Raw genomic sequence first — 18,009 nt, forward strand, 5'->3', positions numbered from 1 at the left:
GGAACACAGTGCGACTTGGGAGGCTCCCGGAAGAATGTCTGTCCCGGACGGGGACACGAAGCACCTCGCCATGGTGGGGTCGGGTGCAGACTTGAGGTTAACACTACCGGATCCAACAAACATTCCCCCTCTCGAAATCCGGCAACCGCACGGTTCAGATGTCACCGGACGGCGCGAGCGGCAGTACGCACGCGCCTTGAGCGTCGAGGTCGAGCCGGTTCGCGGCCCATCCCTCGCCTGCCAGATGGGCGACCTTGTCGGCACTGGCCTCGTCGGCCAGCGCCAGCACGGTCGGGCCCGCGCCGGAGATCACCGCGGGCACCCCGTCGGCCCGCAGCCGCTCCACCAGCGCCGCGCTCTCCGGCATGGCGGGCGCCCGGTACTCCTGGTGGAGGCGGTCCTCGGTGGCGGGCAGCAGCAGCTCGGGGCGCCGGGTCAGGGCCTCGACGAGCAGGGCCGCACGGCCCGCGTTGGCGGCGGCGTCGACGTGCGGGACGGTACGCGGGAGCAGTCCGCGCGCGGTCTCGGTGAGGACCGGCTTCCCGGGGACGAAAACCACCGGAACGATGGAATCGGCCGGGTCCATCCTGATGGCGCGGGCGGCGCCGGCCTCCATCCAGGAGAGGGTGAACCCGCCGAGCAGACAGGCGGCGACGTTGTCGGGGTGGCCCTCGATCTCGGTGGCGAGCTCCAGCAGCGCGTCGTCGTCGAGCCTGGTCTCGCCGCCTATGGTCACGGCCCGGGCGGCGACGATGCCGGCGCAGATGGCGGCGGAGGAGGAGCCGAGGCCGCGGCCGTGCGGGATGCGGTTGGCGCAGACGATCTCGAGGCCGCGCGGCTGGCCGCCCAGCAGGTCGAAGGCGGTGCGCAGGGACCGTACGAGCAGGTGCTTCTCGTCGCGGGGCAGTGTCTCGCTGCCCTCGCCCGCGATGTCGATGTGCAGCCCGGAGTCGGCCACCCGGACGACGACGTCGTCGTAGAGCCCCAGCGACAGGCCGAGGGCGTCGAAGCCCGGGCCGAGATTGGCGCTGGTGGCGGGGACGCGCACCCGGACGGCGGCGGCGCGGAACGCTGGACCGGCCATCGCTCGATGACTCTCCTTGAGCTGCGTGATTGTCGAAGACACTTCGATGCCGTACGAGAACCCAGGGGGCCGCGTCCGGGCCGCGGAGACGGCGCGGCACCGCGCCCCTGCGGAGGCATATGCGGCGGGCGGGTTCAGTACAGCCTATCGAAGACAGGTTCTGTGGCGACATAGGGCGCACGGGAGGCGCACGATGCGTGTCGTATGCCCCCTGTGCACCCCCTGCCCAGGAACTTCCCCAGGTGGGCGCTCACCGACGCGCCACGCGAAACCCTGCGACGGGGTGGGGTGCCCCTGCTCCGGCGGTGGCGCCCCACGCCCGTCCGGTGGCGCCTACGCCAGTCCGGTGGCGCCTACGCCAGTCCGAGCCGCTCGGCCGCCGTGGCCGCGTCGACCGGGACGGTGACCGGCTGCGGGGCGCCGGCGACGGCCCAGTCGGGGTCCTTCAGGCCGTTGCCGGTGACCGTGCAGACGATCCGCTGGCCCGGGTCGACCTTGCCCTGCTCGGCCGCCTTCAGCAGACCGGCGACCGACGCGGCCGACGCGGGCTCCACGAAGACACCCTCCTGCGCGGCCAACAGCCGGTAGGCGCGCAGGATCTCACGGTCCGTCACCTCGTCGATGAAGCCGCCCGACTCGTCGCGCGCGTCGAGGGCGTACTGCCAGGAGGCCGGGTTGCCGATGCGGATGGCGGTGGCGATCGTCGAGGGGTCCTTGACGACCTCGCCGCGCACGATGGGCGCGGAGCCGGAGGCCTGGAAGCCCCACATACGGGGGGTGCGGGTGGCCGGGCCGTCGGCGGCGTACTCCCTGTACCCCTTCCAGTAGGCCGTGATGTTGCCCGCGTTGCCCACCGGCAGGACGTGGATGTCGGGGGCGTCGCCCAGCATGTCCACGATCTCGAAGGCGGCCGTCTTCTGCCCCTCGATCCGCACCGGGTTCACCGAATTCACCAGCGAGACGGGGTAGTTGTCGCTCAGGTCGCGGGCGAGCGTGAGGCAGTCGTCGAAGTTGCCGTCGACCTGGAGGATCTTCGCGCCGTGCACGAGGGCCTGGCCCATCTTGCCGAGCGCGATCTTGCCCTGCGGCACGAGCACGGCGGACACCATGCCGGCGCGCACCGCGTAGGCGGCGGCCGAGGCGGAGGTGTTGCCGGTGGAGGCGCAGATGACCGCCTTGGCCCCCTCCTCCTTGGCCCGTGTGATGGCCATGGTCATGCCGCGGTCCTTGAAGGACCCCGTCGGGTTCGCGCCCTCCACCTTGAGGTGGACCTCGCAGCCCGTGCGCTCGGAGAGCACCTGCGCGGGCACGAGGGGCGTGCCGCCCTCACGGAGCGTCACGACCGGCGTGGTGTCGGAGACGGGCAGCCGGTCCCGGTACTCCTCGATGATTCCGCGCCACTGGTGGGTCATTGCTGGTTACTCTCCTTCAACCCGCATGATGCTGGCGACACCCCGCACGGTGTCGAGCTTGCGCAACGCCTCGACGGTCCCGACGAGGGCCGCGTCGGACGCACGGTGGGTGACGACGACGAGGGACGCCTCGCCGACGCCGTCTTGCCGTCCCTGCTGGCGGACCGTGTCGATGGACACGCCGTGCTCCGCGAACACGGTCGCCACCTGGGCGAGAACGCCCGGCTTGTCCGCCACGTCAAGGCTGATGTGGTACCGCGTGACGACCTCGCCCATCCCGGAGACGGGAAGGGCCGCGTACGCGGACTCGCCGGGACCGGTCGCGCCGTTGAGCCGGTTGCGGCAGACGGCGACGAGGTCGCCGAGCACGGCGGACGCGGTCGGGGAACCGCCCGCGCCGGGGCCGTAGAACATCAGCTGGCCGCTGGCGTCGGACTCGACGAACACGGCGTTGTACGCGCCGCGCACGGAGGCCAGCGGATGGGTCAGCGGGATCATCGCGGGGTGCACGCGCGCGGTGACGGACCCGCCGTCCGCGGCCCGCTCGCAGATGGCGAGCAGCTTGATGGTGCAGCCCATCTCCTTGGCGGAGGCGAAGTCGGCCGCGGTCACCTCGGCCATGCCCTCGCGGTAGACGTCGTCGAGACGCACGCGCGTGTGGAAGGCGATACCGGCGAGGATGGCGGCCTTGGCGGCCGCGTCGAACCCCTCGACGTCGGCGGTCGGATCGGCCTCCGCATACCCCAGGGCGGTGGCCTCGTCGAGGGCCTCCTGATACCCCGCCCCGGTCGAGTCCATCTTGTCGAGGATGAAGTTGGTGGTCCCGTTGACGATGCCGAGCACCCGGTTGACCTTGTCGCCGGCGAGCGACTCCCTCAACGGCCGGATCAGCGGGATGGCGCCGGCGACGGCGGCCTCGTAGTAGAGGTCCTTGCCGTGCTTCTCGGCGGCGGCGTGCAGAGCCGCGCCGTCCTGCGCGAGGAGGGCCTTGTTGGCGGAGACGACGGAGGCGCCGTGCTCGAAGGCGGTGGTGATGAGCGTCCGGGCGGGCTCGATGCCCCCGATGACCTCCACGACGACGTCGATGTCGCCGCGTTTGACGAGGGCGGTGGCGTCGGTGGTGACCAGCGCGGGGTCGATGCCCTCACGGACCTTGGCGGGACGCCGTACGGCCACGCCCGCGAGCTCCACCGGGGCGCCGATGCGGGCGGCGAGGTCGTCGGCGTGCGTCGTCATGATGCGCGCCACCTCTGAGCCGACCACTCCACAGCCCAGCAGCGCCACCTTCAGCGGACGCGTACGCATCATCCGACCTCGTTTCCTCATACCGTCTACGGTTGCACCAGTCTCACTCACCGGACGGAAGTTTCTGCCCTTCGTCCGGATCGTGAGACATCTATTTCATTTGTACCGGGGTGGGTGACCGGAGATCTTCCAGCCCGGTGCCCTGCCCGGTGTCCTGCTGCCCGTCCGCGGTCAGCCGACGTCCAGCCGCAGGAGGTCCTCCTCCGTCTCCCGCCGGACGATCTCCCGGGAGGCGCCGTCGTGCACGGCGACGACCGGCGGCCGCAGCACGTGGTTGTAGTTGCTGGCCATGGAACGGCAGTACGCGCCGGTGGCCGGTACGGCGATGAGGTCGCCCGGAGCCAGGTCGGCGGGCAGGAACGCGTCCTTGACCACGATGTCCCCGCTCTCGCAGTGCTTGCCGACGACGCGGGCGAGCATCGGCTCGGCGTCGCTGGTCCGGGACACCAGGGCGACGCTGTACTCGGCGTCGTACAGCGCGGTGCGGATGTTGTCGGACATACCGCCGTCGACGGAGACGTACGTCCGCAGCCCCTCGAGGGGCTTGACGGTCCCGACCTCGTAGAGCGTGAAGGCGGTCGGCCCGACGATGGCCCGCCCGGGCTCGACGGAGATGCGCGGCGTGCGCAGCCGGGCGCTCTCGCACTCACGGGTGACGATCTCGGTGAGCGCCTTGGCGATCTCGTGCGGCTCGCGCGGGTCGTCGCCGCTCGTGTACGCGATCCCGAGCCCGCCCCCGAGATCGATCTCGGGCAGCTCGACCCCGTGCTCGTCCCGGATGTCCCTGAGCAGCCCGACGACCCGGTGCGCGGCGACCTCGAACCCGGACATGTCGAAGATCTGCGACCCGATGTGGGAGTGGATCCCGATGAGCTCGAGACCGTCGAGCTGGAGCGCCCGCCGCACGGCCTCGGCGGCGTGCCCGCCGGCGAGCGGGATGCCGAACTTCTGGTCCTCGTGCGCGGTGGCGATGAACTCGTGGGTGTGCGCCTCGACGCCGACGGTGATACGGATCTGCACCCGCTGCCGCCGGCCCAGCTCCTGCGCGATGTGGGCGACGCGGACGATCTCCTGGAAGGAGTCGAGGACGATCCGCCCGACCCCGGCCTCGACGGCGCGCCGGATCTCGTGGGTGGACTTGTTGTTGCCGTGGAAGGCGATCCGCTCGGCGGGCATCCCGGCTGACAGCGCGGTGGCGAGCTCGCCGCCGGAGCACACGTCGAGGTTGAGCCCCTCCTCGTGCAGCCACCGCACGACGGCACGGGAGAGGAACGCCTTGCCCGCGTAGAAGACGTCGGCGTCCTGCCCGAAGGCCTCGCGCCAGGCACGGGCACGGGCCCGGAAGTCGGCCTCGTCGAGGACGTAGGCCGGGGTGCCGTGCTGTTCGGCGAGGGTGTTCACGTCGACCCCGCCGACGGTGACGACCCCGTCGTCGCCCCGGGCGACGGTCCGGGCCCACACCTTGGGGTCGAGGGCGTTGAGATCCGTGGGCGGGGCCGAGTAGTGCCCCTCGGGGAGGACGTCGGCGTGACGGGGCCCGGCGGGATGTGCGGAACGGCTCATGACTGTCGTGGCTTCCTCAGAGATGTTCGGGTGCGTCGATGCCGAGCAGGGACAGGCCACCGGCCAGCACCGCCCCGGCGGCTTCGGCGAGCGCGAGCCGGGCACGGTGGGTGGCCGAGGGTTTCTCCGCCCCGCGCGGCAGCACCGCGGGCAGCAGGGGCAGCACGGCATCGGCGACGCTGACGAGGTGCCGGGCAAGACGATCGGGAGCGCGGTGCGCGGCGGCTTGGGCGAGGACGCGGGGGTGGTCGGCCAGGAGGTGGAGGAGGGGGTGGGGTGTGGCCGTACGGTCTCTCGAGCCGGGCGCGCTGCGGGGCTGGGCGCCGGGGGTGGGGACGCCGGGGTGGGTGGGGATGTCGGGGGGGCCGGGCGGGGTGCCGGGGGGCCCGGGCGGGGTGCCGGTGGGCGGGGTGCCGGTGGGCGGGGTGGGGGTGCCCCCCGGCCGGGCGGGGCCGCCGTCGGACTCGACCGCACCGGGCTCGACTGCACCGGGCTCGGCACGGAATCCCAGGTCGGCGGCGTTACGGCTGACGGCCCGGATGCGGGCGTGGGCGTAACGGACGCGGAAGAGGGGGTTGCCCTCACGCTGGACGAGATGTTCGTCCGAGATACGGGGCCGGTCATGGGCGGCCGGGTGAAGCAGCGCCCACCGGGCGGCGTCACGACCGAGGTGGAGGGGGGAGGCGGGGGCGGGGACGGGCTGAATGACGTGGGCGCACGAGGACGACAGCCCACTCGGCGCTCCCTCACCCACCCCGCAGCTCGGCACCCCCAGCACGGTCACCCACTCCCCCACGGGCGAGCCGCCTTCACAACTGGTGCGAACGTCCACGCCCTGGGACTCCAGCAACCGGCCGACGGCATCCATGACGACGACGGCCCGGACCTCGCGGGCGGCGTGCAGATGGACGACCTCACCGCAGGCCTGCTCCACGAACCCGTACCGGGGACCGCGTCGCAGGATGCGGGCGACGAGATCGACGCCGGCGGAGTCCCCGAGGGAGATGTTGAGAAACCCGGGCCCGGTGACGACGACGTCCCGCACACCGTCACTGGCGGCGAGCCGGGTGCGCAGGATCTCGGCCACTTGGAGGGGCGGCTGCCCGGCGGGCCGAGCGAGCTGAAGAGCGACGTTGGTGGCGTAGTCACCACAGCCACCGGGCCCGGGAGGGGCGACCTTGACCCGCTCCGGCACGGCGACGTCCAGGACCCCGTCATCGACAGCACGACGCACCGCGCGCAGCACGGTACGGGAGAGCTCGACGGGGGTCACGGGTCAAGCGTATGGGAGGAGGGGGGTGGGGGTGCGAGTGGGTTTACGGAGCGTCGGTGCGCTCCCGCACGGTGCGACGAAGGGCCACCACCCCTCGGAAGGAACCGGAAACCGGACCCTTAAACCCTGACGCCGGCGCCCAGCCCCCCACCAACCCGCCGCTCCCCTTCCAACAACCGCCGCACGACACTCACCAGTTCGACGGGCTCGAAGGGCTTGGGCAGGAAGGCGTCGACGCCGACCTCAAGGCCGCTCTCGATCTCGTACTGCGTACACGCACTGATGATCGCGAGGGGAAGGTCACGGGTACGGCTGTCACCGCGGAGCTGCGCGGCGGTGCGCAGCCCGTCGAGGCGGGGCATGACGACGTCGAGGGTGATCACGTCGGGCCGCACCTGATGAACCACTTCAAGACACTCGGCACCATCGGCCGCGGTCACGACCTCGATGCCCTCCAGCTCGAGATTGACCCTGATCAACTGCCGGATGACCTTGTTGTCGTCCACAACAAGCACCCGGCCGGACGCGCCTGGCACAACTCGAGAGTAGGTCCGGACCGGCCACCGCGTCCGGGTTTTCCCCACTTCCACCCCCTGCGGGGGACCCACCCCAGCTCGCACGGGGTGCCACACCCCGGGAAACCCGTTCATGAACACCCCACCGGAGCTGGTAGTGTTCTACCCGTCGCCGCGAGCAACGCGACCGACACGCCCCCGTAGCTCAGGGGATAGAGCAACGGCCTCCGGAGCCGTGTGCGCAGGTTCGAATCCTGCCGGGGGCACCCTGTATGAGGTGCCCAAAGACCCCGTCACCAGCGGAAACGCTGAGAGCGGGGTCTTCGCGTATGTGCAGGCGTATGCGGCCCGAAGCGGCTCTATGTCGAGGTCTGTGGACGAGGCGTGGACGGGATCTTGAACCATCACCGCAGGTGAGCCCGCAGAACGATGCGGCCCGGACCCGGACAGGTACGGGACCGCATCGCAAGGCTGCACCGACTCCCCTAATCGGCAGTGACCCCCCAGTAGGCGATCTGCGCGGGCCTCCCGTCGCGGTAGAGCACTGTGCAGTTCCCCTGGGCGCGGCCTGGGAAGTCCAGTTACTCGGAGTCGAGTGCAGCGTCCCACTCCTCGTAGGTGGGCCGGCCGTGAGGAGCCCACGCGCGCACCTCTTCATCGGTCAGCGGCCGCATGAACGGACCGTCATCGGTGTCCGCGGCGTCGATCATGAGAGGGAAGTCCAACACGGAGCCCGTGCCGCCGGTGAAGATGTACTCATGCCACTCCGGGTCGCGCCACAGTTCCACGACGGACCGCCCCTCGAAGCCGTGGTTGTCCCGCGCCAGCTCGTCTTCCTGCTCCTGCCGGAACGCGGCCGCCAGATCCCGCTGATATGGGCCCGTGTGCGTCCATGCGTTGCCGCCCATCTGCGTCCCTCCACTCGAACTGCTTGTGCAAGAGCGGAGCGTAAGAGACGGCACTGACAGGGCGCCCCGCCCCGACGACGGTCACCCCCTGGAAACCACCCACAGGCCCCGCAGAGAAGGCCGGCAGTTCGCTGAGAAGCAGCTACTCAAGCCAGGCTCCAAGCCTGGCGATGGCGAGCGACGCCGTACACCTGCTCCACCTGGTCAGCCGTGAGAACGCCTGAGAGGGGGGCGAGTGCCGATACCTGGCGCTCCTGGTACACCCGGACATCGAGCTGCGTAGCGACCACCTTCAGCTCGGTGACACCCACGAAGACGAGCACCGGCTCCACCGGCACCGAGAAGTCGCAGTAGCGCTCAAGCACTCGGGCGACCCGCTTGGCCTCCGCCCGGCTCTTGCGTGCGTAGGGTGCCGGTTTCCCGTGATCGACTTTCACGGAATCGTCCCCGACCCACACGGCCCGCTTGTGGTGGTGCTTCGTATTGATGCTGAACACTCCACCAGGCCCGATCAGCAAGTGATCGATATCCACTTTGTCGGCCAACGGAACCGAGTGCAGGACACGCCAGCCGTGGCGACCCAAGCGGTTCAACTCGGCTCCCACTCGCCGCTCCCCCGCCAATCCCTTTCGCCAGGAGTCCCATTCTGAGGATCGCCGAAGAAGCCGTGAAACGACTCGCTCCATCAGCCCCGGACCCGATTCGGCGAGCAGATCACGCAACGCCTGCCCGGGAGGGTTGGCGGCCAGGTCGTCGGCCGGCGTCAGAGGCGGCAGCACCGGACGGTCCTGAACCTCCGGCGCCCTGTCTGGCGGGACATGCTCGGTGAGGTTCTGTAAGTGCTTCGTGAGCACGGCGATCACGTCGTCACGACACTCGGCCCGCAAGACCGTGATGTCCCCCGTAGCGATGTCCGCCCAACCGACCGCGGTGCCATCAGGCAGGTTGCCGTACAGACGATCATGACCGTACCGCTTCCAGCGCGTGACCTGCAGCTCCACAAGGCCCCCTCTTCTCCGGCATTGACGTTGCCGACATGCCAGCGCAGGCGAGACGGGGCCACAAGAGCGCAGGACAGGCCGCACGCTCAGCTTGCCCGTTGCGCAGCGAAGCACCGGCGCGGGAAGGGCCGAAACAAGGGAGGCCCCAGGCGGCATGCCTGAGGCCTCATTGTCGATGCACGTTGTCTCACTCGTACTCGCGGAGCAATTCCTCGATACGCCGGTTGGCAACGTCCTGCCGTCCGTCCAGGCACTTCGCGTAGCGGGTCAGCAGGACCTCCACGCTGTTGCCGGCCCTCTCAGCCACCTCGGTCGGGTCGACCCCTGCATTGAGCCAGGTCGACAGAGCCGAGTGCCGGAGGTCGTACGGCCGACTAGCGAGCGGCGAGGCCGCGACGGCCGGCGGAAGCGCGAGGAGCCGGGCCTCCTGCCACACGCGGTAGTAGGTCGAGGACGGGACGACCGAGCCCTTCTCGCTGAAGAACAGCCGCCCGTCGTCCGCCGTGCCGAAGGTGGCCAGGTGCTCGCGAAGCACGGCCACGAGGTGAGGCGGGATCGGCACCCGCCGCACATCCTCGGTGGGTCGGTTCTTCAGTCCGCGGTCGTCATGGGTCTCCCCCGAGTCGGTCCACTGCTTGCCGACGGACGGACGGGTCCGATGGAGCAGGGCCGACCCCCAGCCGTGCTCGGGAAGGTTCAGATCCGTCTCGGCAAGGCCGACCGCTTCCGCCGGCCGGAGGCCACCGAAGTACATGGCGGCGAACAAACCCACAAGCCGACGACCACGGGCTCGCCGGTAGCCGCCCACGTAGGAAGCCGCCGCCAGGAGGTTCCGCGCCTGCTCCGGGTTCGCGACAACCCGCGGATCGACCTGGTTGGACACCTTCGGCTTCTGCCAGCGGACAGCCGTGATGGGGTTCTCACGCAGCTCCCCCAGGTCGACCGCGTAGTTCGCGGCGTTGACGAGCGTCCGACGCTTCCGCCGCACGGTCTCCGCCGCTGCCGCCGTGCCGTCGAGCTTGAGCTTCAGCGAGTCGAGGACCGCGCGGGCCGTGGCGGGCTCGGCGAGGTCGGCGAGCGGTCGAGAGGCCTTGGACACCCAGTGGAGAACATTCCGCACGTCGTCCGGGACTTCGCGATCGTCAGGCCCCGGTAAGACGAAGGCCCAGTTGCGAAGTGCTCTGCGGATCACTTCATCGGAGGGACGTCCGGCGCGATCGTCAAGCAGTTCCACCGTGACGCTGGTGAGGGATTCATTGATGCTGTCCCGCGTATTCGGGGCCGCGTGGGGCCATTTCATCGCGAGGTACCTAAGGGCGAAGGCGTACCAGGACATGGCTGACTTCTTCTCTTCCATCGAGGCCGGAAGGCCCGACTCCGTGTCGAACTCCTCGCCATCACGCATCGCCCGCATCAGCTTCGTGCGGTAGTGGTCTGCGAGCGCCTTCGTCCGGAAGGACTCCGAGAAGACGTTGCCCGCAACAGACCAGCGGACCCCGTACGAGGGCGTCTTGGTGTCCCGCTTACGGACACTCCAGACCTTCACGTCGAGAGACTTCACGCCGCCGCCTCCAACTGCCGCAGCCACGTGGTGAAGTCACTCCGCCACACTCGGAGCTCCCCGTTGGGCAACTTGAACGCAGCAGGGCCCTGGCCCAATTCGCGCCAGCGGTAGAAGGTGCGCCGGGACACCCCACCCAGCTCGGCAAGGACCTGCGGAACGGTCATGAGTTCGTCGCGTCGGCGGTCCATGTCGGTTCTCCTTCCGTTCCGGGAGCGGGTTCGAGGGTGGCGGCGAGCCAGCTTTCGGCACTGGAGAGGCCGGTTCCGGCGAAGACCCAGTGCGCGAGGACGAGAGTCGTTTCCTGACTGGTGTCGACGGCCGGAGCGGCTTGGGCGCGGCGCCATTCGGCGCGGGCGTCGCGGAGGGCGCCGAGGGTGGTGGAGTAGCGGCGGGACTTGGTGGAGAAGTGGCCGCGGAAGCCGAGCATGTGCGCCCAGGCACGAAGTCGGAGGTCTGCCAGCTCGGGGCGTGCTCCGAGGGTCCAGGCGGTGCGGATCATGCGCCGGGCGTGGTCGGTGATTTTTGCTTGGGCAAGCTCGGCGAGGAAGCGGATCGGCCGGTCGAGGGTGCCGGTCGCCGTCTCGGCGCCTTTGGTGGCGTACTTGGCGACGTACGCCGCTACGGCCCGTTCGGTCAGGTCCTGGCCGTCATTGAAGTCGGTGGACCGGATCGTTCGGACGTCGAGCTGTCGGCCGAAGACGAAGGTGTGCGGCCGACCCTCGACATCCGGGCCGTCGACGCGAGCGGCAGCAGCGGCGGCGCGGATGGCGTCGGTCAGCAGCTCGGCCGTTGCCCGGGCCGGGGGCGCGGTCTCGCCGCCTTCCGGGCCGTCGAGGCGGATGACCGCGTGGAAGTGGACGGCACCCCGCTTCTGGTACTCGGCCACTTTGGCGAAGGAGACCCGGGCATGGTCGCGGAAGGCCCGCTGGGTGAGGCCGGCTCGCTTGGCGACCTCCCGGCGGAGGTAGATCGAGAAGCGTTGCCAGAGGGCCCCGGCGTGCGCGTTCCACAGCACGGCCGCTTCGTAGTCGTACGTGTCCGGGTCGAGGGGCGTGCCGAGGGCCGGGTCCTGGTCGTCGTGGCGGATGCCGCAGCGGCAGGGGCGATCACCGGAGGGGCGGTTGTGGACCGGGCCGAAGCCAGGGGCGGTGAAGGTGGCGAAGACGCGCGGGTGGGTGGCGACCCGTTCGGAGGTGCCTTTGCCGCCGCGGAGTCCGGCGGTGATCAGGTGGTAGGTGTCGCGGCGGTAGGTCTCGGCGCAGGCCGCGCACCGGGTGGCGCGGCGGTTGTTGCAGCGGACGAGGAGCTGGCCGGCCGGGAGGGCCGATGAATCCAGGTGGTGCACGACGCGGCCGATCTCGCCGGTTGTCCGGTCCACCGCGTATTCGGTGCGGTGGCCGTCGAGGCGTACGGGGCGGGTGCAGCCGCCCAGGCCGGACAGTTGGTGGCCCAGCTCGGGCAGGGTGCCGAGGGAGGCCAGCATGGAGAGTTCCGCCAGCGGGGGCGGAGTCTGCCGGGTGATGATGGGAGTTCCTTTCGGCTGTCGTGACGGTTCGGAAGGGGCGGCCCCGGGGCGGCGGGATGCTTGGCGGCTTGTTGCCGCCCCGGCGGCCGGTCAGCGCTTGTGTGCGCCGTTGACGAGCGAACGCAGGACCACGGCGGCGATGGCCACGGACACGGCCGAGACGGCGACCGCCGCCAGGAGCGCGGTGAGCACGATCCCGACGACGACCACGGCGGCGACCGCACCGGCACCGATGCCCACGTACGGGGCGACCGGACGACCGGCCGAGGCAGCTGGAGGTTGCATCTGCTGAGGCGTGACGGTCGGCGTCGGCAGAGTCGGGATGTCGGGCAGTTTGGGACGGAACACGGTGGATCTCCTTGTCACTTTTGGGTGCCGTTGACGACGTCGACCCCGGAGCGGGTGCCGGACTCGATGGCGGGGGCGAGGAAGGTGTGCGAGAGCCAGAAGCCGAAGAGCGCGATCACGACAGCGACCCAGAGCCGGATGCCGAGGAACTTGATCGCGGCCCAGGTGATGACGCCCAGGACGAAGACGAGGGGCAGTGAGACGGTCACGGGAGCTCCCTCAGCGGACGGCGCAGCGGTGAGTCCGGGCGGCCAGTTCGGCGGCGGCACGGCTGTCGTAGTCCGTGGCGAGGCCGCAGCGAGGAGCCGTGCAGGCTGCGGTGTGCTTCTCGCGGCCCCGGCCGTCGTAGTAGGTGGCGACCTGGACAGGCCCTATGCGGGTGACGTTGCGGAAGCGGCGATTGGCGGTCATCAGCGGGTCTCCTTCGGGCTTTCGCCGGTGAAGTCGGTGACGTGCTCGGCCAGCCAGCGCAAGATCTCGTCACCCTCGTAGCTGTCGGCGGTGAGGATCACGGGCTCGGCAATGAGCACGGCTTCGGTGAGGCGGTTCTGTCGGGTGAGCTCTGCGGCGCGTTGCAGCGCGCGGAGCGTGGACGGGCGCACGGTGGAGAGTCCTCCGGGTCAGGTGAGTTGGGTGGCGATGGCTTCGGCCAGCGGCAGCGGAACGCCGAGCCGGGCGCGAAGGGTCGAGGTGTCGATGGGGGCACCGGTCCGGGCACGGTGTTCGTCGGCGACCTTGCGGGCGAGAGCGACGAGCGCCGGCGGAACCGAGGATGCGGAGGCCGCAGCCTTTTCCGGCTCGGCAGCGGACAACTCGGTTGCTGATGCGGGCACTTCGGGCGTCATGGGGCTCGCGGCCGGCTCGCGGTCCACCGTTGGAGCGCCCGCGGTTGCTCCGTGGGCGAGCAGCGTCCCACCCAGGAAGGCGACTGCGGGCCATCCCGCGACGAGGATGCGCAGCCAGCCCGGCACGGCACCCAGGTCGAGGAGCCCGGCCGTGGCGACATTGGCACCGAGCGAGGCGGTCAGGGCGACAAGGAACCAGCACCACCCGGCCGCTTTCGCCCCACCGGAGCGGAGCCGTCGCCAGGCCGCCACAAGCAGCAGGTCGACGGAGACGGGGTAGGCCCATGCCTTCCATCCGTGCTGGCCCGCAGCCGAGGCCAGGTCGTGCAGGTGGGCGAAGGACAGCGCGGCGGCGATCACCGCTTGGATGAGTACGGCGTCGATGCGGACAGGCAGGGCACGCACGGCGCAGCTCCTTCCGGTTCCAGGCACGGAGGGGTAGGGACGTGGCACGGGAACGGCCGTGCCGGCTGTGGACGGGTGCGCCTACTCCGTGACCGGGCGAGCCGTGGCCACGGGCCCGGACGGCTGCGTCGACTGCGGTGGGACATACGGCCGGAAGGGCTCGAGCGCCGGTACGTCGGGAGCGAGGTGAGCCGTCGCGCGGCAGGTGGCCGCAGCGTCAGCGAGGGAGAGGCAGGGCGTACGAATGCGGGACCAGCCGCCGGAGGTGTCTCCGACGACGGCGAGGCCAGGCAGTTCGGGAGCGATGGCGCAGGCCGCGAGCACAGCCTCTGGTGCAATGTCGCCGAGAGCCATCTTGGCCGAGGCCTCGTCGTTCACGCGGTGGCAGACGCGGCCGGTGAGCTGAGCGCGGAGCATGGTCGCCCCCTTCCCCAGCTCGGCGCCGAAGCGCTGTCCGCAGACCTCCAGGTAGATGCCAGCGGCCCTGCCGAGTTGGGCAAGGCGGATGAGGTGGGTGACCATCTGGTCGCGCCGTTCCTCTTCCTTCCGTGTGGCCACGAGGAAGAGTTCTGCCACCTCGTCGATGAAGAGCACGATCGGAGCGGGACGTTCGTGCTCTGGCAGTCCCCAGATGTCCGAGGTGATCAGCTCTTCCGGAGTGCCGGGCGCGATGCCCTGCCGGGTCTTGATCAGGTCGTATCGGTCCTCCATTTCCCTCACGAGCGCGGGAAGCAGCTCGGCTGCCTGGTCCGGGTCGGTCGCCAGCGCGGAAAGCCGGGGCGTAAAGGGCGCCAGCTCCACGCCGCGCTTGCAGTCGATCCCGACCAGGACCACCGGTTGGGCAGCCAGCCCGGTCAGCAGGTTCCGCAGGTACATGGACTTGCCCGAGAGCGTGGCTCCGAGCACCAGCTCATGCGGAACGGCCCGGTAGTCCCGCACGAAGGCGGTCGCGTCCTCCCGCAAGGCCACCGGGACGCGCAGCGGGCCGACGTCGAGGCGACGGGGCATTCGCACTTTGCGCAGAACGTCGAAGCCGACAAGCCGGAGTTCGACGACGCCCGGCTTGATGTCCCGCACGTGGACCGCGTGGACGCCCCACGCGTGCCGGAGCCGTTCGGCCGAGGCGGCCACGTCCGCCGGTTCCTGACCCGCAGCCAGCCGCAGTCGCATACGCAGCCCGGTCGTGGTCGGCCGGATGATGCCCCGCCGCGGAGGCACCGGCCGGACCTCACGGCGGGTGGTCGCACGGACGGCCAGTGCGCGCCAGCGGGCCGGCTGGACGGTCAGGCCGCACGCGTCCATGGTCGAGGTGTACGAGGCCAGCAGCCGGGCCACCGAGAGCGGCAGCCCTACCGTGGACCAGTACGCCGCTGGGTGAGCGTGCCGAGCGTAGGCAGCGCCGCCTAATGCCGCGAGGGAGCCGCCCACCTCGGCCAACGTCACCAGGTCCGTCATCTGGATCAGCCCGCCTGGGCCATCGGGAAGGCCCCCGGAGTAATGGCGGTCGCCCGGTAGGCGATGCCGTGTCGCTCCTGGCCGTTGAACACGCTCTGCCACGGCCGTGCCACCAGACCCGGCAGCGACACCGGAGCACCAACCGTCAGACCTTCGGTCACCCCGTTCTCGGGAACGGTGACCTGGATCAGCGACGAGTCGTCCTCGTCGATGTAGACGACGCCTACGGTCATCAGCGTCTCGCCGGTCATCGCGTCCTTGGCGATCTCACCGGTCTGCCGGTCACGCACCTTCGGGGCCGGAGCCTCGGTGAGCAGAATCGTGGCTGCCGATGCGTCAACGCGGATCACACGCACAGGGATTACTCCTTCTGAGAGACCATCAACCTGACACCTGACAGGTTGACTTAGCAAGTCCGACGCAAGGGATGCCAAGTTGACTTGTCAAGTCGTTGTCCCCTGCAAATCCCGCCGCCGTCGGGCGAGGTCAGCTCAGGCGATAGGTGTCTTCGAGTTCCTGCCGATCGGCAGGTAGAAGCACGTCAGAGACCTGCAAGGCTCGACCGGAGGCATCGCAGGCGACAACCAGGACGCTGAGCACGGGAACGCCGTCCGACAGATCCAGCAGCTCGGCCTCACGCGCCTCGGGCAGCCGAGCAGAGACCCGCTCGGTCACATGGTCGAAGCGCACCTTCTTCCGAGCTTCGAGATGTTCGCGCGTGCTCCCACTCAGAGGTTCTCCGACCTCCAGGTCAGTTCCCTCGACCAGGCCGGCGGGGAAGTACGACGACACCAACTCGACGGCTTCACCGTCCTCCTCGACCAGGAAGCGACGCATCAGGACCTCAGCCCTCTTCGGAAGGCCAAGGGCCGAAGCAACCCGAGCCGGAACGGACACGCGTACGACCTCGATCAGGCGGCCCCCGCCCTGCGACTCGTCGCGCTCAAGCGCCTCACGACCCCGCCGGTCCTGCTGCTCGATGACCTCCGGCCGGCCCCGGACGATCGTGCCGAAACCCTGCCGGGACTCGAGCCAGCCATCCCGCTTCAGCAGTTCCAGCGCTCGCACCACGGTGGGCCGCGACATACCGAAGGCCTGCACCAGCTGGTTCTCGCTCGGTACGCGGGTGCCCGGCGCGTACGTGCCGTCCTCGATGCGACGCTGAAGAGTCTGCGCGAGGCGCACGTACTTCGGTGGCTCCACTTCATACGCCATGAGCGCCGCCTGTCGGGATTGGCCAAGTCAACTGGTCAACCAGACTAGCGACACTTGCACACCCGCAGTAGAAGGGGTGGGTTATTCCGTCACGCCGGCCAGGCATCAGCCATCACGAAGGAGACGACCGTGCCGCCGAGGTGACTCGGACCAGAGTGCCAGGAATCGGCGATGGAATCGACGAGGAGCAGACCCCGCCCATGCGCGTCATTGGCTTCCGGGTGCCGGAGCCGCACGTTCGCCGGGAAACCCGGGTTGTGCACCTCGATGCGGAGCGAGGGCCCTTGTCGGAACCACTCGACCCGCACCAGCCAAGACTCGTCCGCCCTTCCGTAACGGATGGCGTTGGTCACCAGCTCCGAGATCATGAGCAGGCAGTCGTCCACCGAACAGGCCGGGTTGAACGGAGCGATGAACTTCCTGAACCAGCGTCGGGCGCGGGGCACGGACTCCGGTACAGGATGCAAGGTCATCGCTCCGAGCCGCGGTGAGTCCTCGCAGGGGTAACGATCGATCGTGTAGGCCATGCGTACTCACTCCTTGCCACTGCCGTCGCAGTCGAGGCAGCGCCGCTTCGACGTGGCACGGCTGCGGTCGTTGGCCGTGGAGAACGCCAGCACCGTTCGGGAGCCGACGCGCTTCCATCCGCGCCCCCGACACCCCCGGCAAGCTAATCGCGCGTCCCGCACTGGCCGTCGACTCGTCACGTCGTGCCCCCTTCTCCATCAAGTGGCCTTAGCCACTTTGTGGATAGTGGCATTAGCCACTTTGGAGTGCAAGCGGTTCGCCGGAACTGGCGAGTGTTCAGGTGAGCGGGTAGCCCTGCTCGAACGCCCAACGGTGCGGCGGATAGGTGGCCTCGGCGAACTCCAGGGGCCGATCCTGGAGGTCGAAGACGACGTGATGGACGATGAGGACAGCGGACTCCGACTCCAACCGCAGATCGGCCGCCTCCTCCTCCGTGGCAGCCCGGGCACACATGCGGTCCTCCGCATAGCTGCCTTGACGCCCCGTCATCGCCTCGACGTACATGAGCGTCCCCTCCTGAATCCGCTCAGGCTCCAGGAGTTTGGGGGCGCGCTGGCCGACGTCCGGCGCGAACCATGAGGTGGACAAGGTGATCGGACCGTCCTGGTTGTTCGTCACACGCCGGCGGTGGACGGCTCGGCGATCCTTCACCAGACCCAACGCCTCGGCGACATGGTCCGGAGCCTCCAGCCACCCGGCTGAGGTGATCACCGCGTACTCGCCGGGTGTGTAGATCTTCCCCGTCTGCCGGGCGCGCCCGTACAACTCCCGCGCACGCCGGTTCACTTCGAGGCTGCGCACATAAGTCCCCGAGCCCTGGCGCTTCTCCACCAGGCCTTGATGACTCAGCGCTTCCAAGGACCGTGCGGCCGTGGGCCGGGACACCTTCCAGTCCGCGGCGAGTTGCCGTTCCGAGGGAACCTCGTCCCCCGGCCGCAGGTCACCGCGAAGGATCTGATCGCGGATGTAATAGGCGATCTGGAGATACTTCGGCTGAGCTTCCTCGATCTGCGGCATTTCCCCTCCCTTCCCGTCCAAGTGGCTATGGCCTTTGGCCACTATA

General features: G+C 69.8%; 21 protein-coding genes and 1 tRNA gene. 1 reads left to right on the top strand and 21 read right to left on the bottom strand.

Features of this window, described 5'->3' with window-relative positions; genetic code table 11:
- Positions 1-154: 154 nt before the first annotated feature.
- The 6 genes from thrB to ACFV46_RS17840 all read right to left on the bottom strand — a co-directional run bounded on the left by thrB (position 155) and on the right by ACFV46_RS17840 (position 7,287).
- Entirely contained in the window at positions 155-1,084 is a 930-nt protein-coding gene (thrB, locus tag ACFV46_RS17815; RefSeq protein WP_151785878.1) for a homoserine kinase, read from the bottom strand.
- A gap of 353 nt (positions 1,085-1,437) precedes the next feature.
- Positions 1,438-2,496, bottom strand: a complete 1,059-nt coding sequence (thrC, locus tag ACFV46_RS17820) for a threonine synthase (protein WP_062667649.1) — start codon at positions 2,494-2,496, stop codon at positions 1,438-1,440.
- Positions 2,497-2,502: 6 nt separating this feature from the next.
- Positions 2,503-3,801 carry a homoserine dehydrogenase gene (locus ACFV46_RS17825; protein WP_376729171.1) on the bottom strand — a complete coding sequence of 433 codons (1,299 nt, stop codon included), beginning with the start codon at positions 3,799-3,801 and terminating at the stop codon, positions 2,503-2,505.
- 171 nt (positions 3,802-3,972) lie between these two features.
- Positions 3,973-5,364: a diaminopimelate decarboxylase gene (lysA, locus tag ACFV46_RS17830; protein ID WP_385498826.1), complete on the bottom strand. Its 1,392-nt coding sequence runs from the start codon at positions 5,362-5,364 to the stop codon at positions 3,973-3,975.
- A 16-nt stretch (positions 5,365-5,380) separates the two neighbouring features.
- Positions 5,381-6,637, bottom strand: coding sequence for an ArgS-related anticodon-binding protein NrtL (nrtL, locus tag ACFV46_RS17835; protein ID WP_385498827.1), 1,257 nt, complete (start codon positions 6,635-6,637; stop codon positions 5,381-5,383).
- 119 nt (positions 6,638-6,756) lie between these two features.
- Positions 6,757-7,287 carry a response regulator gene (locus ACFV46_RS17840; RefSeq protein ID WP_361926053.1) on the bottom strand — a complete coding sequence of 177 codons (531 nt, stop codon included), beginning with the start codon at positions 7,285-7,287 and terminating at the stop codon, positions 6,757-6,759.
- A gap of 59 nt (positions 7,288-7,346) precedes the next feature.
- On the opposite strand from ACFV46_RS17840, the gene ACFV46_RS17845 reads away from it, so the two are divergent.
- Positions 7,347-7,418: transfer RNA gene (locus ACFV46_RS17845), tRNA-Arg, on the top strand.
- 315 nt (positions 7,419-7,733) lie between these two features.
- Here the strand turns inward: ACFV46_RS17845 and ACFV46_RS17850 are convergent.
- The 15 genes from ACFV46_RS17850 to ACFV46_RS17920 form a co-directional block, all read right to left on the bottom strand.
- Complete coding sequence (locus tag ACFV46_RS17850) at positions 7,734-8,060, bottom strand: hypothetical protein (protein ID WP_385498828.1); 327 nt, start codon at positions 8,058-8,060, stop codon at positions 7,734-7,736.
- Between the two features lie 146 nt (positions 8,061-8,206).
- Positions 8,207-9,061 (bottom strand): nuclease-related domain-containing protein, encoded by an 855-nt coding sequence (locus tag ACFV46_RS17855; RefSeq protein WP_385498829.1) that lies wholly within the window; start codon positions 9,059-9,061, stop codon positions 8,207-8,209.
- A gap of 187 nt (positions 9,062-9,248) precedes the next feature.
- Positions 9,249-10,622 (bottom strand): tyrosine-type recombinase/integrase, encoded by a 1,374-nt coding sequence (locus ACFV46_RS17860; protein ID WP_385498830.1) that lies wholly within the window; start codon positions 10,620-10,622, stop codon positions 9,249-9,251.
- Positions 10,619-10,813 carry a helix-turn-helix transcriptional regulator gene (locus ACFV46_RS17865; protein ID WP_381808415.1) on the bottom strand — a complete coding sequence of 65 codons (195 nt, stop codon included), beginning with the start codon at positions 10,811-10,813 and terminating at the stop codon, positions 10,619-10,621. The genes ACFV46_RS17860 and ACFV46_RS17865 overlap by 4 nt, the downstream gene beginning before the upstream one ends.
- Positions 10,786-12,108, bottom strand: a complete 1,323-nt coding sequence (locus tag ACFV46_RS17870) for a replication initiator (protein ID WP_385498831.1) — start codon at positions 12,106-12,108, stop codon at positions 10,786-10,788. Before ACFV46_RS17870 ends, ACFV46_RS17865 begins: the two co-directional genes overlap by 28 nt.
- A 132-nt stretch (positions 12,109-12,240) precedes the next feature.
- The gene (locus tag ACFV46_RS17875) at positions 12,241-12,498 is read right to left on the bottom strand and encodes a hypothetical protein (protein WP_062674445.1); all 258 of its coding nucleotides are present in this window, start codon (positions 12,496-12,498) and stop codon (positions 12,241-12,243) included.
- Positions 12,499-12,512: 14 nt separating this feature from the next.
- Positions 12,513-12,707, bottom strand: a complete 195-nt coding sequence (locus tag ACFV46_RS17880; RefSeq protein WP_062674447.1) for a hypothetical protein — start codon at positions 12,705-12,707, stop codon at positions 12,513-12,515.
- Positions 12,708-12,717: 10 nt separating this feature from the next.
- Positions 12,718-12,909 carry a mobile element transfer protein gene (locus ACFV46_RS17885; protein WP_385498832.1) on the bottom strand — a complete coding sequence of 64 codons (192 nt, stop codon included), beginning with the start codon at positions 12,907-12,909 and terminating at the stop codon, positions 12,718-12,720.
- On the bottom strand, positions 12,909-13,100 hold the full coding sequence (locus ACFV46_RS17890) for a hypothetical protein (protein ID WP_283286110.1): 192 nt from the start codon (positions 13,098-13,100) through the stop codon (positions 12,909-12,911). Before ACFV46_RS17890 ends, ACFV46_RS17885 begins: the two co-directional genes overlap by 1 nt.
- A gap of 18 nt (positions 13,101-13,118) precedes the next feature.
- Entirely contained in the window at positions 13,119-13,748 is a 630-nt protein-coding gene (locus ACFV46_RS17895) for a DUF2637 domain-containing protein (protein WP_385221548.1), read from the bottom strand.
- Positions 13,749-13,829: 81 nt separating this feature from the next.
- Positions 13,830-15,203, bottom strand: a complete 1,374-nt coding sequence (locus ACFV46_RS17900; RefSeq protein ID WP_385498833.1) for an FtsK/SpoIIIE domain-containing protein — start codon at positions 15,201-15,203, stop codon at positions 13,830-13,832.
- Positions 15,204-15,208: 5 nt separating this feature from the next.
- A complete protein-coding gene (locus ACFV46_RS17905) occupies positions 15,209-15,559 on the bottom strand; it encodes a hypothetical protein (RefSeq protein ID WP_384602806.1) in 351 nt (116 codons plus the stop codon).
- Positions 15,560-15,689: 130 nt separating this feature from the next.
- Positions 15,690-16,418, bottom strand: coding sequence for a GntR family transcriptional regulator (locus tag ACFV46_RS17910; RefSeq protein WP_385498834.1), 729 nt, complete (start codon positions 16,416-16,418; stop codon positions 15,690-15,692).
- Between the two features lie 89 nt (positions 16,419-16,507).
- A complete protein-coding gene (locus ACFV46_RS17915; protein ID WP_385498835.1) occupies positions 16,508-16,945 on the bottom strand; it encodes an ATP-binding protein in 438 nt (145 codons plus the stop codon).
- A 277-nt stretch (positions 16,946-17,222) separates the two neighbouring features.
- Positions 17,223-17,963, bottom strand: a complete 741-nt coding sequence (locus ACFV46_RS17920; protein ID WP_385498836.1) for a GntR family transcriptional regulator — start codon at positions 17,961-17,963, stop codon at positions 17,223-17,225.
- Positions 17,964-18,009: the final 46 nt, after the last annotated feature.

This window comes from Streptomyces sp. NPDC059852 (genome assembly GCF_042731455.1).
Lineage (GTDB): Bacteria > Actinomycetota > Actinomycetes > Streptomycetales > Streptomycetaceae > Streptomyces.